This is a genomic window from Caulobacter sp. GW821-FHT12D05, from assembly GCF_058807295.1.
This window is the reverse complement of the sequence record NZ_JBXAQO010000004.1, coordinates 687,437-702,000: the sequence shown is the minus strand read 5'-3', so window position 1 is coordinate 702,000 and position 14,564 is coordinate 687,437. Positions and strand designations below refer to the sequence as shown.

15 protein-coding genes are annotated in these 14,564 nt (G+C 67.2%); 7 read left to right on the top strand and 8 right to left on the bottom strand.

Annotated elements, in window-relative coordinates; genetic code table 11:
* Positions 1-2: 2 nt before the first annotated feature.
* The gene (locus AC1RRR_RS21475; RefSeq protein WP_492815899.1) at positions 3-1,796 is read right to left on the bottom strand and encodes an acyl-CoA dehydrogenase C-terminal domain-containing protein; all 1,794 of its coding nucleotides are present in this window, start codon (positions 1,794-1,796) and stop codon (positions 3-5) included.
* A gap of 90 nt (positions 1,797-1,886) precedes the next feature.
* Entirely contained in the window at positions 1,887-2,366 is a 480-nt protein-coding gene (locus AC1RRR_RS21470; protein ID WP_291874532.1) for a MerR family transcriptional regulator, read from the bottom strand.
* Positions 2,367-2,560: 194 nt separating this feature from the next.
* Here AC1RRR_RS21470 and AC1RRR_RS21465 point away from each other — a divergent pair, with 194 nt between their 5' ends.
* Entirely contained in the window at positions 2,561-3,217 is a 657-nt protein-coding gene (locus AC1RRR_RS21465) for a S24 family peptidase (protein WP_492815898.1), read from the top strand.
* A 21-nt stretch (positions 3,218-3,238) separates the two neighbouring features.
* On the opposite strand, the gene AC1RRR_RS21460 is transcribed toward AC1RRR_RS21465, so the two are convergent.
* From AC1RRR_RS21460 to pgm, 4 genes are all read right to left on the bottom strand, one after another.
* Positions 3,239-3,448: a hypothetical protein gene (locus AC1RRR_RS21460; protein ID WP_454713591.1), complete on the bottom strand. Its 210-nt coding sequence runs from the start codon at positions 3,446-3,448 to the stop codon at positions 3,239-3,241.
* Positions 3,449-3,585: 137 nt separating this feature from the next.
* Positions 3,586-4,404 (bottom strand): DUF6624 domain-containing protein, encoded by an 819-nt coding sequence (locus AC1RRR_RS21455; protein ID WP_492815897.1) that lies wholly within the window; start codon positions 4,402-4,404, stop codon positions 3,586-3,588.
* 70 nt (positions 4,405-4,474) lie between these two features.
* A complete protein-coding gene (locus tag AC1RRR_RS21450) occupies positions 4,475-6,133 on the bottom strand; it encodes a lysine--tRNA ligase (RefSeq protein ID WP_492815896.1) in 1,659 nt (552 codons plus the stop codon).
* 32 nt (positions 6,134-6,165) lie between these two features.
* Positions 6,166-7,806 (bottom strand): phosphoglucomutase (alpha-D-glucose-1,6-bisphosphate-dependent), encoded by a 1,641-nt coding sequence (gene pgm / locus AC1RRR_RS21445; RefSeq protein ID WP_492815895.1) that lies wholly within the window; start codon positions 7,804-7,806, stop codon positions 6,166-6,168.
* A gap of 246 nt (positions 7,807-8,052) precedes the next feature.
* Here pgm and AC1RRR_RS21440 point away from each other — a divergent pair, with 246 nt between their 5' ends.
* Positions 8,053-8,478, top strand: coding sequence for a helix-turn-helix domain-containing protein (locus tag AC1RRR_RS21440; RefSeq protein ID WP_492815894.1), 426 nt, complete (start codon positions 8,053-8,055; stop codon positions 8,476-8,478).
* On the opposite strand, the gene AC1RRR_RS21435 is transcribed toward AC1RRR_RS21440, so the two are convergent.
* Positions 8,479-9,357 carry an isoaspartyl peptidase/L-asparaginase family protein gene (locus tag AC1RRR_RS21435; RefSeq protein ID WP_492815893.1) on the bottom strand — a complete coding sequence of 293 codons (879 nt, stop codon included), beginning with the start codon at positions 9,355-9,357 and terminating at the stop codon, positions 8,479-8,481.
* Positions 9,358-9,428: 71 nt separating this feature from the next.
* Here AC1RRR_RS21435 and AC1RRR_RS21430 point away from each other — a divergent pair, with 71 nt between their 5' ends.
* The 5 genes from AC1RRR_RS21430 (at position 9,429) to AC1RRR_RS21410 (ending at position 13,603) form a co-directional block, all read left to right on the top strand.
* The gene (locus tag AC1RRR_RS21430; protein ID WP_492815892.1) at positions 9,429-10,427 is read left to right on the top strand and encodes an NADPH:quinone oxidoreductase family protein; all 999 of its coding nucleotides are present in this window, start codon (positions 9,429-9,431) and stop codon (positions 10,425-10,427) included.
* A 106-nt stretch (positions 10,428-10,533) separates the two neighbouring features.
* Positions 10,534-11,454, top strand: a complete 921-nt coding sequence (locus tag AC1RRR_RS21425; protein WP_492815891.1) for a WecB/TagA/CpsF family glycosyltransferase — start codon at positions 10,534-10,536, stop codon at positions 11,452-11,454.
* 75 nt (positions 11,455-11,529) lie between these two features.
* Positions 11,530-11,721, top strand: coding sequence for a hypothetical protein (locus tag AC1RRR_RS21420; RefSeq protein WP_492815890.1), 192 nt, complete (start codon positions 11,530-11,532; stop codon positions 11,719-11,721).
* Between the two features lie 101 nt (positions 11,722-11,822).
* Positions 11,823-12,713: an SDR family NAD(P)-dependent oxidoreductase gene (locus AC1RRR_RS21415; protein WP_492815889.1), complete on the top strand. Its 891-nt coding sequence runs from the start codon at positions 11,823-11,825 to the stop codon at positions 12,711-12,713.
* Complete coding sequence (locus AC1RRR_RS21410; protein WP_492815888.1) at positions 12,710-13,603, top strand: DMT family transporter; 894 nt, start codon at positions 12,710-12,712, stop codon at positions 13,601-13,603. Before AC1RRR_RS21415 ends, AC1RRR_RS21410 begins: the two co-directional genes overlap by 4 nt.
* On the opposite strand, the gene AC1RRR_RS21405 is transcribed toward AC1RRR_RS21410, so the two are convergent.
* A complete protein-coding gene (locus AC1RRR_RS21405; RefSeq protein WP_492815887.1) occupies positions 13,591-14,562 on the bottom strand; it encodes an NAD-dependent epimerase/dehydratase family protein in 972 nt (323 codons plus the stop codon). The two genes, AC1RRR_RS21410 and AC1RRR_RS21405, sit on opposite strands and share 13 nt — an antisense overlap.
* Positions 14,563-14,564: the final 2 nt, after the last annotated feature.

The window sequence follows — 14,564 nt, the reverse complement described above, 5'->3', positions numbered from 1 at the left end:
GATCAGAAGGCCTCCGCGGGCAGCGCCATCAGGGTCGCCGAGCCGGTCTTCAGCTTGGCCAGGTGTGCCCCGGCGTCAGGCAAGACGCGTTCGATGAAATAGCGACCGGTGACCAGCTTGGTCGTGAAGAACGGGTCGGACGAGCCGGTCGCGATCTTGGCGTTGGCCGCCTTGGCCATCAGCGCCCACATGTACGCCAGGCCCGTGAGGCCGAAGAGGTGCATGTAGTCGGTCGAGGCCGCGCCGGCGTTGTCAGGGTTCTGCAGGCCGTTCTGCATCAGCCACATGGTGCCGTCCTGCAGCTGGGCCTTCACGCCCGACAGGGCTTCGATGAAGGGTTTCAGCTCGGCGTCGGCGTCGTTCTCGCCGATGAACTGGTCGACTTCCTGGAAGAAGGTCATGACCGCGCGACCGCCCTTGGCGGCCAGCTTGCGGCCGACCAGGTCCAGAGCCTGGACGCCATTGGTGCCTTCGTAGATCAGGGCGATACGGCAATCGCGCATGAACTGGCTGACCGGGAAGTGTTCGGTGAAGCCGCTGCCGCCGTGCACCTGCACCGCGTTCGAGCAGACCTCGAAGCCCTTGTCCGTCAGGTAGCCTTTCAGCACCGGCGTCATCAGGCCCATGTAATCCGAGGACTTTTCACGCACCGCCGCGTCCGGGTGGACGTGCGACAGGTCGCCGTGCAGGGCGGTCCAGAACAGGAAGGCGCGACCGCCTTCGATCAGGGCCTTGCTCTCCAGCAGCATGCGGCGGACGTCCGGGTGGACGATGATCGGGTCGGCCGGGCCGTCGGCGTTCTTCGGGCCGGTCAGCGAGCGGCCTTGCAGGCGGTCCTTGGCGAAGGCGACGGCGGCTTGATACGCCGCTTCGCCCTGGGCCACGCCCTGCATGCCGACGCCCAGACGCGCCTCGTTCATCATGACGAACATGATCTTGAGGCCCGAATTCTCCTCGCCGATCAGATAGCCCTCGGCGTCGTCGTACTGCATGACGCAGGTGGCGTTGCCGTGGATGCCCATCTTCTCTTCCAGGCCGACGCACTTGACGCCCTGGTTGCGCTCGCCGACCGAGCCGTCCTCCTTGGGGAAGAACTTCGGCACGATGAAGAGCGAGATGCCCTTCACGCCGGCCGGAGCGCCCTCGATGCGGGCCAGCACCAGGTGGACGATGTTGTCCGACATGTCGTGCTCGCCGGCGCTGATCCAGATCTTCTGGCCGGTGATCTTGTAGCTGCCGTTCGCCTGCGGGACCGCCTTGGTGCGCAGCAGGCCCAGGTCCGTGCCGCAGTGCGGCTCGGTCAGGTTCATGGTGCCGGTCCATTCGCCGGTGACCATCTTGGGCAGGTAGGTCTGCTTCTGGTCGTCCGAACCGCCCGTGTGGATGGCCGAATAGGCGCCGTGGGCCAGGCCCGGATACATCGAGAACGCCATGTTGGCCGAGCTCGACATCTCGCTGAAGGCCAGGTTGACGACGTGCGGCAGGCCCTGGCCGCCATAGGCCGGGTCCGAGCCCAGGCCCGTCCAGCCGCCCTCGCACAGCTGCTTGTAGGCGTCCTTGAAGCCCGGCGGGGTGGTGACGACGTTGGTGGCCGGGTCCAGCTTGCAGCCGTTCTTGTCGCCGACCGTGTTCAGCGGAGCCAGCACCTCGCCGGTGAACTGGGCGGCGGCGTCCAGGATCTGCTCGACGACGTCGAACGGTGCGTCCGAGAAGCCGGGCAGGTCGCCGTGCTGATCGATGTTGAGCACGTCGCGCAGGATGAACGCGTGATCGCGAACGGGCGGCTGGTAGGTCATGAAACGGTCCTGGCTAGGATCGGGAGGAGGAACAGGTGTGCGTCCGCCCTCTGCCGCGCGTCTTGCACGTAAGAGGGCGTCGCGAAGGTCTTACTTGCCCAGCATCGCTTCGGCGTGACCGTCCAGGCGGGCGCGCAGCACCTGCTCGTAGTCGGCCGCGCGGGGCAGCAGGTCGGGGCGGATCTCGGCGAGGCGCTTTTCGAGGCGGTTGCAGGCCTCGCGCAGCTCGATCAGGGCGTTGTCGATGTCTTCGCGCTGTTGCTCCAGCGCATTGGCGCGTTCGCGGAACTTCTTCAGCGAGCGGGCCATCTGCGCGGCTCCCTCGTCGTTCTCGTCATAGAGATCGAGAAGTTCGCGGATCTCGGTCAGCGACAGGCCCACGCGCTTGCCGCGCAGGATCAGCTGCAGGCGGACGCGGTCCTTGTGGGAATAGACGCGGTTCAGGCCCTCGCGGGCCGGATTCAGCAGGCCCTTGTCTTCGTAGAAGCGCAGGGCGCGCGGGGTAGCCTTAAATTCGTTGCAGAGCTGGCGGATCGTAAAGGTCCGCTCTGGGCGTCGCAGGTCGGCCATGGGTTGAAACCTCCCGGAAAGTGGGCCCGGCTACTGCGGCCGGGCCGCTTGGTTATCGACGATCACCCTAAACCCGATATCGGGCGACCGTCAACGCTTACGTAAACGTCAACTTGTCGATAGCCGATAGGTTTACTTTCCTAGGGTTGCAGGCGTACTTTCCTAGGGAAGGCCGAGCGCAAGGAGACGCCGCGATGGCGACCCTCTCTCACGGCGAAATCTGGCGCGCCATCGACGCGCTGGCCGAGCGGTTCGACATGACGCCGTCGGCCATGGCCCGGATGGCGGGCCTGGACCCGACCAGCTTCAACCGCTCCAAGCGGGGTTCGAGCGAACCCGACAGCCGGCCGCGCTGGCCCTCGACCGAGAGCCTGGCCAAGCTGCTGGAGGCGACGGGGGTCAATTTTTCGGAATTCGCGGCCCTGACCGAACAGGCGCCGGTGCGCACGCCGGGACGGCGCGGGGCGCCGCTGATCGGGTTGGATCAGGCGGGACGGGACGGCTTCTTCGACGAGGCGGGCCTGCCGGTCGGCGCCGGATGGGACGAGGTCTCCGCGCCGGATCTCGGCGAGGGCCTCTTCGCGCTGGAGGTCTCGGGGAGCGCGCTGGCCCCGGTCTATCGCGACGGCGATCGGCTCTTGGTCTCGCCCACCGTCGAGCCGCGCAAAGGCGACCGCGTGGTGGCGCGGACGAGCGCGGGCGAGGTGCTGGTGCGGGAGCTGGGCCGGGTGACGGCCAGGACGATCGAGCTCTTGCCGCTAGGCTTTCTTGGTGGCGGGTCCGGCGACGATCGCCTGCTGTCGCGGGACGAGGTCGCCTGGATCGCTCGGATCGTCTGGGTCAGCCAGTAAGGCCGACCCTGAATAGCCGAATTAGGTGCGCGGGCAGCTGGCGTGGGTGTCGAGCAGCCAGGCGATCAGCGGACCGGCCGACGGATCCTCGCACGACACGTCCAGGCGGTACGACGCCCAGGTATCGTTATGCGCGGCCTCGACGTGAGCGTCGGGGAACTGTTGGACAATGCCGCCCAGCAAGGAATCGAATTCGGTGCGGTCGGCAGGGCGAAGCGTGAACGAAGCCATTGGAATAACCTTGATGACTAAATCTTGGTTCTGATGGTCGCAGCCTAGACTCCGAAAGGTGGGCGGACCCTTAATAGCGAATTCAGACTTCGTTCATTTGCGGAGACACGGTGTCGCAGGTCGCGAGGATTCATCCGCTAGGGGCAACGAGCGCTGTTCAGATTCTTCTCTTCGGCGAAGCTTCGCGTCACGCCATAGCGGCGGCGACGCTCGTCGAGTTGTTCTGGATCCTCGATCGGCAGCGGTTCCCACACGCCCTTTGACTTGCACGCGCCCTGGAAACCGAAGCGCAGCGGCTTGCCGGCCTGGGCCGCCCAGCGGTCGTACATGTAGGGGAAGAAGCCGCGATCGCTCTCGCCGGCTTCGACCAGCGGTTCGAGCAGGGCGATCATCTCGCCCTTGAAGGCGACGTCCGCGTCGGCATGCTGGACGATCAGCTGGGCGGCCTTGTCGGCCTCGGCGCCGTCACGGCTGATCGTGAACCAGCCGCGCCGCGCGATGACGGGTTTCAGCCAGGTGCGGCTCTGTATATCGGCATTGGTCGCATCGACGGCGACCATGGCTCGGTAGAGGCGCATCGCCAGGGGCGAGATGCCGGCGTTGACCAGTCCGGGGCGCAGGCCGTCCCGCGCCGCCTGTTCGACGGCGACGATGCGGAAAAGCTCCGCGACCGTCGGGTCCGTGGCCTTTCGCGCATTGGCCAGTTGAGTGGTCGCCGCCGGAAAGCCGCCGACGGGCAAGACGCCCGTGGCCATCAGGGCCTTTATCGCCGAGACGCGACGCGCATTGGCGTCCCGCGCCTGCCGGCAGGCGGACCGCCAGGCTTCGTCCGAGATCGCAGCCTTCTCACGCGCGATGGCGGCCCAGTCCGCATAGGCCTTGTCGACGCCGAGGCAGGCGGTGATCTCGGCCGGCGACACGGTCAGGGCGGCGGCGGCCGCGATGATGGCGAGCAAAGAAAAAACCCCCGAAACGCCGAGCGCTCCGGGGGATCATTCTAGATCATCTGACGATTGTAAATCGTGCTTAGCCCAGCTTCTCTTCGATCAGCGCGATCGTCCGGTCGATGCCGAAGATCGCCGCGAACGAGCCGAAGCGGGGGCCTTGGCTCTGGCCGAGGAGAACCTCGTACAGGGCCTGGAACCAGGCGCGCAGCGGGTCGAAGCCGTGGGTCTTGCCGACCTCGAACACCTCGTTCTGGATCAGCTCGGCGTCCGGGGCGTCGGCCGGCATGGCCTTCAGCTTGGCCAGCAGGTCCAGCATCGCGGCGCGCTCCTGGTCGGTCGGGGCGCGAAAGGTCTTCGTGGGTTTGACGAAGTCCTCGTAGTAATTGATCGCGTAGCCGGCCAGGCGGTCCAGCAGCGGCTGGGTCTCCGGCGAGGCGCCGGGGATGTAGCGCGACAGGAAGCCCCAGAGGATTTCCTTGGTCGAGGCGTCGGCGGCCGACACCAGGTTCAGCATCAGGCTGAACGACACCGGCGAACCCTGCTCGGGCGGCTTGCCCGAGTGGATGTGCCAGACGGGGTTGTCCAGCTGCTTGGCCGGTTCCTGGCGGCCGAACGCATCCAGCTGCTGCAGATATTCGTCCGTCGCCTTGGGGATGACGTCGAAATAGAGCTTCTTGGCCGACTTGGGGCTCTGGAACATGTAGTACGACAGGCTCTCCGGCGCGCCGTAGCGCAGCCAGTCCTCCATCGACAGGCCATTGCCCTTGGACTTGGAGATCTTCTGGTTGTTCTCGTCCAGGAAGAGCTCGTAGTTGAAGCCTTCGGGCGGTACGCCACCCAGGGCCTTGCAGATCGCGCCCGAGGCCTTGACCGAGTCGATCAGATCCTTGCCCGACATCTCGTAGTCGACGCCCAGAGCCGTCCAGCGCATGGCCCAGTCGGGCTTCCACTGCATCTTCACGTGGCCGCCGGTGACCGGGACCTCGACCTTGGAGCCGTCTTCATCCTCGAAGACGATCGTGCCCTTCTCGACATTGCGCTCCAGGGTCGGGACCTGCAGCACCTTGCCGGTGGTGGGGCTGACCGGGAGGAACGGCGAATAGGTGGCGCGGCGCTCTTCGCCCAGGGTCGGCAGCATGACCTTCTGGATGGCGTCGAAGCGCTCCAGGGCGGTCAGCAGGGTCGCGTCGAACAGGCCGCTCTTGTAGCACTCGGTGGACGAGACGAACTCGTACTCGAAGCCGAAGCCGTCCAGGAACGCGCGCAGGCGGGCGTTGTTGTGGGCGCCAAAGCTGTCGTGGGTGCCGAACGGGTCGCGGACGACCGTCAGCGGCTTGCCCAGGTCCTCGATCAGCGGCTGCTTGTTCTCGATGTTGTCGGGAACCTTGCGCAGGCCGTCCATGTCGTCGCTGAAGGCGATCAGGCGGGTCGGGATGTGGTCGTCGACCAGCGCGCGGAAGGCCTGGCGCACCATGGTCGTGCGCGCCACTTCGCCGAACGTGCCCAGGTGCGGCAGGCCCGACGGACCATAGCCGGTCTCGAAGATCACGGCTTTCGCCAGCGCCGGATAGGCTTTCACCGCCTCGTCCGCCTTGCCGGCGTCGATCAGGGCTTTCGCCGCGTCTTGATCGGCGCGGTCGGGGAGGCGCACGCGCAGGACGCGGGCGATGGTGGCGCGCGCCTGCTCGAACGGCCAGGAGCGGGCTTCGCGGGCGAGGGGGGAGAGGCCTTCAAACATGCGGGGCGTATAAACGCTGGAGCGTCAGAGGGCTACCCCGCGAGAGCCCCCGCCACGACCTCGCGCGCCTCGGCTTGCACCTGTTTCAGATGATCCGGGCCCAAGAACGACTCCGCATAGACCTTGTAGACGTCCTCGGTGCCGGACGGCCGGGCGGCGAACCAAGCGTTCTGCGTGCAGACCTTCAGGCCGCCGATCGCCTCGCCGTTGCCGGGGGCGTTGGTGAGGATGGCGGTGATCTCTTCGTCGGCCAGGGTCTTGGCGCTGACGTCGCTGGGGCTGAGCTTGCCCAGGCGGGCCTTCTCTTCACGGCTCGCGGGCGCATCGACGCGGGCATAGGCCGGGGCGTCGTACTTGGCGGTCAGGTCGGCGTAGAGCTGGCTGGCGCTCTGGCCGGTCTTGGCCTGGATCTCGGCGGCCAGCAAAGCCAGCTGCAGGCCGTCCTTGTCGGTGGTCCAGACGCTGCCGTCGTGGCGCAGGAAGGCGGCGCCGGCCGACTCCTCGCCGCCGAAGCCGACCGTGCCGTCCAGCAGGCCGGGCACGAAATACTTGAAGCCGACCGGCACCTCGAGCAGGCGACGGCCCAGGCCCGCGACCACGCGATCGATCATCGACGACGAGACCAGGGTCTTGCCGACCGCGACGTCCGCGCCCCAGCCGGGACGGTGGGTGAACAGGTACGAGATCGCAGCGGCCAGGTAGTGGTTGGGGTTTATCAGCCCGCCGTCGGGCGTGACGATGCCGTGGCGGTCGGCGTCGGCGTCGTTGCCGGTGGCCACATCGTAGGCCGCGCCGCCCTTCATGATCTCAATCAGATTGGCCATGGCCGAGCTCGACGAGCAGTCCATGCGGATCTTGCCGTCGGTGTCGAGCGGCATGAACGCCCAGCGCGGATCGACCGCCTGGTTGACCACGGTCAGGTTCAGCTTGTGGCGCTCGGCGATCGCGCCCCAGTAGGCGACGGCCGCGCCGCCCAGCGGGTCGGCGCCGATGCGCACGCCGGCCGCGCGGATGGTCTCCATGTCGATGACGCTGGGCAGGTCGTCGACATAACGGCCCAGGAAGTCGTAGCGGCTCGCGGCCTTCAGCGCCTCGTCGAAGCTCACGCGCTTCACGCCAACCAGGTTCTGGGCGAGCAGGTCGTTGGCGCGGGCGGCGATGGCCGAGGTCGCGCCGCTATCAGCCGGGCCGCCGCTGGGCGGATTGTACTTGATGCCGCCGTCGCGGGGCGGGTTGTGCGAGGGGGTCAGCAGCAGGCCGTCGGCTTGCGCGGTGTTCTCGCGATTGAAGGTCAGAATGGCGCGCGACACCGCCGGGGTCGGGGTGTAGCCGTCTTGGGCGTCGATCAGCGCCGTGACGCCGTTGCCGGCCAGCACTTCCAGCACCGAGCGGAAAGACGGCTCTGACAGGCCGTGGGTGTCGCGGCCGACGAAGATGGGGCCGGTGACGCCTTGGGCGGCGCGCTGCTCGACCACGGCCTGGGTCACGGCCAGGATGTGGTTCTCGTTGAAGCCGCCGTCCAGGCTGGAGCCGCGATGGCCGGAGGTGCCGAACACAACCTTCTGGGCGGGGTTCGAAACGTCCGGCTTGGTCTCGTAATAGGCGCCGATCAGCGCATCCAGGTCGATCAGATCCTCGGGGAGAGCCCGAAGGCCGGCGCGGCTGTGCATCAAGACACCTGGGTAATGTTCGTCGTCGGAGCGCAACGGGTAAATCCCCTAGTCGGGTTCCGTGTCGATTTCATCAAGTATCTCAGCGATCGGGCGACAGCGTTCGCCGGAGAACTTTTTTCGCGCGCGGGCTGCGGCTGAAGCGCGCGGGCGGCGTCTACTCGACAGTACAACGTGGAATATTCGCCAGAAAATTGTAACTTGGAGGCGAATTCCAGCGGCCAACACGACGCATAAGGGCGACGCGAAGTGACCTACGAGACCACCGAAGGACGCCGCACCAGCGCGGTCGACACCCACGTCGGCGAGCGGGTTCGCATGCGGCGCAAGCTGCTCGGCGTCAGCCAGGACCAACTGGCCGACAATCTGGGCCTGACGTTCCAGCAGGTGCAGAAATACGAGCGCGGCGCCAACCGGATCAGCGCCAGCAAGCTGTTCCGCATCGCCGAAATCCTCAATGTCGACGTCGCCTATTTCTTCGACGGTCTGCCGGACCCGATCGAGGGCAGCGGGCCCGACGGAACCACCCTGCGCGTCCAGGAGGTCATGCAGACCTTCCTGCAGACCTCGGAAGGCGTCGAGCTGGCCGAGATCTTCCCGCGCATCGCCAGCGGCCGCGTCCGACGCCAGATCCTGGACCTGGTCCGGACCATGGCCGCCGAAGAGGACAAGTAGCTAGAAGGCCTCGCTGACGATCGCGCCGTCCGGCAGCAGGGCGGCGCGCTTCAGTCCGCTGGAGGCGAAGGGCATGGCGATATTGCCCTCGCGGTCCACCGCGATCAGGCCGCCGTGCCCGCCCAGGTCCGCGACACTCTGAATGGCCGCGCGGGCGGCGTCTTCCAGGCTTTCGCCGCCGAACCGCACCCGGTGGGCGATCTGGGCCGCGACGGCGGTGCGGATGAAATACTCGCCCTGACCTGTGCACGAGACGGCCGCGTGGCCGTCGGCCCAGGCGCCGGCTCCGATGATCGGACTGTCGCCCACGCGGCCCGGCCGCTTGCCGAACACGCCGGCCGTCGAGGTGGCGGCGGCCAGCCGGCCCTCCGCGTCACGAACCACGCAGCCGACCGTACCGACGGGCAGAGCATCTGGTGGATGGTTGTCCTCGAAGGCCCCGGCATGGGTGAACCAGCTGGCGGGATCCTCGACGGTCTCCAGGCCCTGGTCGCGGGCGAAGTCGATCGCGCCCTGGCCGGCCAGCATGACGTGCGGAGTCTCCTCCATCACCGCGCGGGCGGCCAGGATCGGGCTCTTGAAACCTTGCAGGGCGGCCACCGAGCCGGCGCGTAGGGTCGAACCGCACATCAGACTGGCGTCCAGTTCGTATTCGCCCTCGGCGTTGGGCGAGGCGCCCTTGCCGGCGATGTAGAGGCCGCTGGCCTCCAGCCCGACCACGGTCTCGACGGCGACGTCCAGGGCGTCGGCCCCGGCGGCCAGCCGATCGCGGGCGGCTTCGACCAGGCCGCGCATGTGGGCGATCTCGACACTGTAGTCGTGGCCGCGCTTGGCGCCGGCGCCGCCGTGCAGGGCAAGACTAAAACGTTTGTTTGACATTCTGCTTCCTTGGTCGAACGCCCTGCGCTAGCGTCCGCGCGTCATAACCAAGAACCGCGGGAGAGGCGATCATGAAGGCAGTGCTCAGCAAGGACGTCGGCGGTCCCGAGACCCTGGTGCTGGAGGAGCTGCCCGATCCCGTCGCCGGTCCCGGCCAGGTGCTGATCGATGTGAAGGCCTGCGGGGTGAACTATCCCGACGTCCTGATCATCGAGGACAAGTACCAGTTCAAGCCGCCGCGTCCGTTCGCGCCGGGCGGCGAGGTGTCGGGCGTGATCTCGGCCGTCGGCGAGGGCGTCACCCGCTTCAAGGTCGGCGACCGGGTCCTGGCCTCGACCGGCTGGGGCGGCTACGCCGAGAAGCTGGCGCTGGAAGAGCAGCGCTGCACCCACATTCCCGACAACATGCCGTTCGACGAGGCGGCCGCCTTCGTCCTGACCTACGGCACCTCGTATTATGCGCTGAAGGACCGGGGTCACGTTAAGCCCGGCGAGACTCTACTCATTTTGGGCGCGGCCGGTGGCGTCGGCCTGGCGGCGGTCGAGCTGGGCAAGGCGATGGGGGTGCGCGTTATCGCCGCAGCCTCCAGCCAGGAGAAGGTCGATCTGGCCCTCAAGCACGGCGCCGACAGCGGCGTCGTCTATCCGCAGGGCCCGTTCGACAAGGACGGTCAGAAGGCCCTGGCCAACCTGATCAAGGACGCCTGCGGCCCCAATGGTTGGGACATCGCCTATGACGCGGTGGGCGGCGATTACTCCGAAGCCACCATCCGCGCGGCGGGCTGGAACGGTCGCTTCCTGGTCATCGGCTTCCCGTCGGGGATTCCGAAAATCCCGTTGAATCTCACGCTGTTGAAGTCGTGCGACATCGTCGGCGTGTTCTGGGGCGCGGCCGTGGCGCGCGATCCCAAAGGGCACGCCCAGAACCTCCGCGAGCTGATGGATCTGTACGCCGCCGGCAAGATCAAGCCGTACGTCTCCGAACGCTTCCCCCTGGCCCGCGCCGGCGAGGCGATCGCCCACCTCTCCAGCCGCAAGGCGATGGGCAAGGTGGTGATCACGGTTGACTAGAATGGTTACCGGCGATCGTGGTTAAATCCCGCTAAGTATCCTTTTTAGCAAAGGAAAAACGACAACTCCGCAATGTGTCTCCTCGAGACTAGGAGACTCTGCGGAGATGTACGTCCCACAAGAGCAGAGCGTCGCCAACGAAGCGGCGCCCGCCGCATCGCGGCGCCCCTACCGGCTGACGCGGCGCCCGGAAGAGCGCGTCCGCGTGCTGGGCGGGACCATGGATCTGGTGCGCCCGGAGGAAGTGTTCCACTTCGTCACGGGCAAGCTGGAAGCGCGTCAAAGCGCCATCGTCGCCAACCACAATCTCCATAGCCTGTACCTGATCGGCAAGGACCACCAGATCGGTGAGTTCTACAAGGAAGCCGACCTGATCGAGGTCGACAGCGTGCCGCTGATCTTCTGGGCGCGCCTGGTGGGCCGCGCCAGCCGGCGCTTCCACCGCTGCACCTATCTGGACTGGCGCGACGACTTCTGGTCGCTGGCCGTCGAGAAGAACTGGAAGGTCTTTTTCGTGGGCGGGGCGCCGGGCGTGGCCGACCAGGCCATCACGCGCATCCACGAGGATTACCCGACCGCCCAGATCGCCAGCCATCACGGCTATTTCGACGTGACCCAGGGCTCGGCGGAGAACACCGCGGTGGTCGACGCCATCAAGGCTTATCAGCCGGACATCGTCCTGGTCGGCATGGGCATGCCGCGCCAGGAGGTCTGGACCCTGGAAAACCACAAGGCCTATGGCCCGGCGGTGACCTTCACCGTGGGCGGGGCTTTCGACTATGAGGCCGGCGTCCAGCTGGCGGCTCCGCGATGGATGGGGCCGATGGGCATGGAATGGCTGTTCCGGCTGATGAACGATCCCCAGCGACTGTTCTCGCGCTACTGCGTCGAGCCCTGGTCGCTGGTCGGACCGGCCTGTCGCGACGTGACAAGGGCGCTGTCACGACGTCTGACGGAAGGCGACCCGCGAGCGGCTGAGGCCGCCCGCTGGGAGCAAATGCGCGCACGTAACGAGGCGGCGCGCTAAGATGACTATTCTGGTGGGGGCCGCATGCGGCGAGGTCGTGGAAATCACGGCCTGGAATAGGGGGCACGGGTTCTAATGGGCCTGGATATTAGGGTAATGACGCTGGAGGCCAAGGAGCGCTCCGGCTTTACGCACCGCGCCGTGGCCGGCGCGGGTTTGGTGGGGCTGGGCCTGGCCTGGGCGGTGCTTCTGGCGCCATGCCTGCTGTGGCTGGCCGTCAGCCATCTGGGACGTTGTCTGGAACCGTTGACGCGCCGACCGGCCTGACCCCGGTCGGCGAGATACTTCTAGCCAACGACTGTTTGCTCCGCGAATATGATCATTGATCACTGACCCACGAAGAGGTCAGGGACGCGGAGGGAATTTCCATGGTCGGACGTCTGGACGGCAAGGTCGCCGTCGTCACCGGAGGCTGCTCCGGCATCGGGCTCGGCGCGGTCGAGCTGTACGTGGCCGAGGGAGCGTGCGTGATCGCCGCCGACCTGCAGGCCGAGAAGGGCGAGATGCTGGAAAAGCGTTTCCCCGACAAGGTTCGCTTCTCGCGCTGCGACGTCACGTCGGAAGACGACCTGGCCAAGACCATGGCGCTCGCGGAGAGCAGCTTCGGCGGCCTCGACATCCTGTTCAACAACGCCGGCCACGGCGGCACGCCCGCCTCGGTGCCGGAGCTGACCGTCGAGGGCTGGGACAAGACCTTCGCCCTGCTGGTGCGCGGTCCGGCCATCGGCATGAAGCACGCCCTGCCGTTGATGCTGAAGCGCGGCGGCGGCTCTATCATCAACACGGCCTCGATCGCCGGCCTGCAGGCGGGCTTCGGACCGCTGGCCTATTCGGCGGCCAAGGCGGCGGTGATCCATATGAGCCGGTGCGCGGCGGCCGAGCTGTCGCCGCTGAAGATCCGGGTCAACGCCATCTGCCCGGGCCTGATCGCCACCTCGATCTTCGGGGCCTCGATGGGCCTGCCGCGCGAGGTCGCCGACCAGATGGCCGCCCAGATCGCCTCGATCGGTCCCAAGATCCAGCCGATCCCCAAGTCGGGCCTGCCCGAGGACATCGCCGCCGCCGCCCTCTACCTGGCTAGCGACGATTCCAAGTTCGTCACCGGCACGCACATCGTCGTCGATGGCGGCATCACGGTCGGTCCGCGCTCGGCCTGGGACAAGAACACGCCCTCGCCGATCCTGGCGGCCATGGGCATCACGCCCGAACAGGCCGAGGCGATGCGCGCCCAGCTGGTCGCCGCCGGCGCGGCCGGGTGACCCTCACGCCCAACCTGCGCGGCGCGCTGTGGATGCTGGCCTCGGCGGTCGGCTTCACGGCGATGACCACCCTGATCAAGTTCCTGGGGCCCGGCTATCCGGCCGCGCTGCAGACCTTCTACCGGCAGCTGGCGGGCGTGATCGTGCTCCTGCCGCTGATGGCCCGTGATTGGAAGGCGGCGTTCCGCACGACGCGGCCGGGGATCCTGGTCTTCCGGTCCAGCGCCGGGGTTCTGGCCCTGATCATGGGCTTTTACGCCTATCAGAAGCTGCCCCTGGCCGACGCCAACGCCCTGTCATTCACCCGGACGCTGTGGCTGGTGCCGCTGGCCGCCTTCGTGCTGCGTGAGCCGATCGGGCCTTTGCGGATCGGCGCGGCGCTGGTCGGGTTTCTGGGCGTGATGATCATGCTGCGGCCGGGCTCGGGAGGCATGGGCGCCTGGATCGGCTGGCCTCAGGCCTGCGCCCTGGCCTCGGCCTTCCTGTTCGCCCTGACCATCACCGGCATGAAGGTCATGACCCGCGATCACAGCCCGTTCGTGCTGCTGGTCTATGCCGCCGTGCTAGGCCTGGTCTTCGCCATCCCGCCGGCCTTGTTCGTCTGGAAGTGGCCGACCTGGCCGGATCTGGGCCTGCTGGCCGCCATGGGCGTGATCGGCACCTTCACCCAAGGGGCCTACATCAAGGGCATGGAGGCGGGCGAAGCGGCGGTCATGGCCCCGATCGACTATACGCGGCTGGTCTTCGCGGTCGGGGCGGGCTTCCTGCTGTTCCACGAGGTTCCCAAGCCGGCGGTGCTCCTGGGCGCGGTGGTCGTGGTGGCCTCGACCCTGTTCATCTCCTGGCGCGAGCACCAGGCGGCCAAACAGGCGATGGCTCAGCCCGCGTAAGCGCGCCGCCATGCCACGAAGCGCGCGAGGCCCTCGGCCAGCTTGACCTTGGGCTTGTAGCCGCACAGGGCGTGGATCTTGTCGATATTGGCGAAGGTGGCCGGCACGTCGCCCGGCTGCATCGGCAGGAAGATCTTCTGGGCCTCGATCCCCAGCGCGCTCTCCAGCGTGGTGATCATCTCCATCAGACCGACCGGGTCGTTGTCGCCGATGTTATAGACCTCATGCCCGCCTTCGCTCGGCGGATGGTCCAGCACCCCCAGGATGCCGTCGACGATGTCGTCGATGAAGGTGAAGTCGCGGGCCATCTGGCCCTCGCCATAGACGTCGATCGGCTGACCGCTCAGCATCTTCTCGGTGAAGCCGTAATAGGCCATGTCCGGCCGGCCCCAGGGACCGTAGACGGTGAAGAACCGCAGGCCCGACTGCGGGAAGCCGTACAGCGCCGCATAGCTCTGGCTCAGCATCTCGCACGAGCGCTTGGTGGCGGCGTACAGCGAGACGGGCTCGTTGGCGGGATCGGTCTCGCGGAAGCCGTCACCGTTCAGCGGCCGGTCGCCATAGACGCTGGACGAGCTGGCATAGACCAGGTGCTCGACGCCAGCGTGGCGGCAGGCCTCCAGCACCGAGAGGTGGCCGGCCAGGTTCGACCGCTCGTAGGCGAAGGGGTTCTCGATCGAGTAGCGGACCCCGGCCTGGGCAGCCAGATGGATGATCTGCTTGGCGCCCGAGGACTTCACCAGCTCAGCGAAGGCCTCGTGCTCGGCGATGTCCAGGCGGACCATCGTGAAGCCGTCGCGGCCTTCCAGCCGGGCGGCGCGGGCGGCCTTCAGGGCCGGGTCGTAATAGGCGTTGAAGACGTCGACCCCGATCACCGTCGCGCCGCGATCCAGCAGGCGTTCGGCCACGTGCATGCCGATGAAGCCCGCCGCACCCGTGACGATGATCGGAGTCGCCATGG

What these genes read in the sequence shown, in the direction of transcription:
- AC1RRR_RS21425 (WP_492815891.1), top strand. Translation starts at nt 10,534, where the DNA reads ATGTACGTCCCACAAGAGCAGAGCGTCGCCAACGAAGCGGCGCCCGCC.
- AC1RRR_RS21420 (WP_492815890.1), top strand. Translation starts at nt 11,530, where the DNA reads ATGGGCCTGGATATTAGGGTAATGACGCTGGAGGCCAAGGAGCGCTCC.
- AC1RRR_RS21465 (WP_492815898.1), top strand. Translation starts at nt 2,561, where the DNA reads ATGGCGACCCTCTCTCACGGCGAAATCTGGCGCGCCATCGACGCGCTG.
- AC1RRR_RS21415 (WP_492815889.1), top strand. Translation starts at nt 11,823, where the DNA reads ATGGTCGGACGTCTGGACGGCAAGGTCGCCGTCGTCACCGGAGGCTGC.
- AC1RRR_RS21475 (WP_492815899.1), bottom strand. Translation starts at nt 1,796, where the DNA reads ATGACCTACCAGCCGCCCGTTCGCGATCACGCGTTCATCCTGCGCGAC.
- AC1RRR_RS21470 (WP_291874532.1), bottom strand. Translation starts at nt 2,366, where the DNA reads ATGGCCGACCTGCGACGCCCAGAGCGGACCTTTACGATCCGCCAGCTC.
- AC1RRR_RS21430 (WP_492815892.1), top strand. Translation starts at nt 9,429, where the DNA reads ATGAAGGCAGTGCTCAGCAAGGACGTCGGCGGTCCCGAGACCCTGGTG.
- AC1RRR_RS21435 (WP_492815893.1), bottom strand. Translation starts at nt 9,357, where the DNA reads ATGTCAAACAAACGTTTTAGTCTTGCCCTGCACGGCGGCGCCGGCGCC.
- AC1RRR_RS21405 (WP_492815887.1), bottom strand. Translation starts at nt 14,562, where the DNA reads ATGGCGACTCCGATCATCGTCACGGGTGCGGCGGGCTTCATCGGCATG.
- AC1RRR_RS21450 (WP_492815896.1), bottom strand. Translation starts at nt 6,133, where the DNA reads ATGTTTGAAGGCCTCTCCCCCCTCGCCCGCGAAGCCCGCTCCTGGCCG.
- AC1RRR_RS21460 (WP_454713591.1), bottom strand. Translation starts at nt 3,448, where the DNA reads ATGGCTTCGTTCACGCTTCGCCCTGCCGACCGCACCGAATTCGATTCC.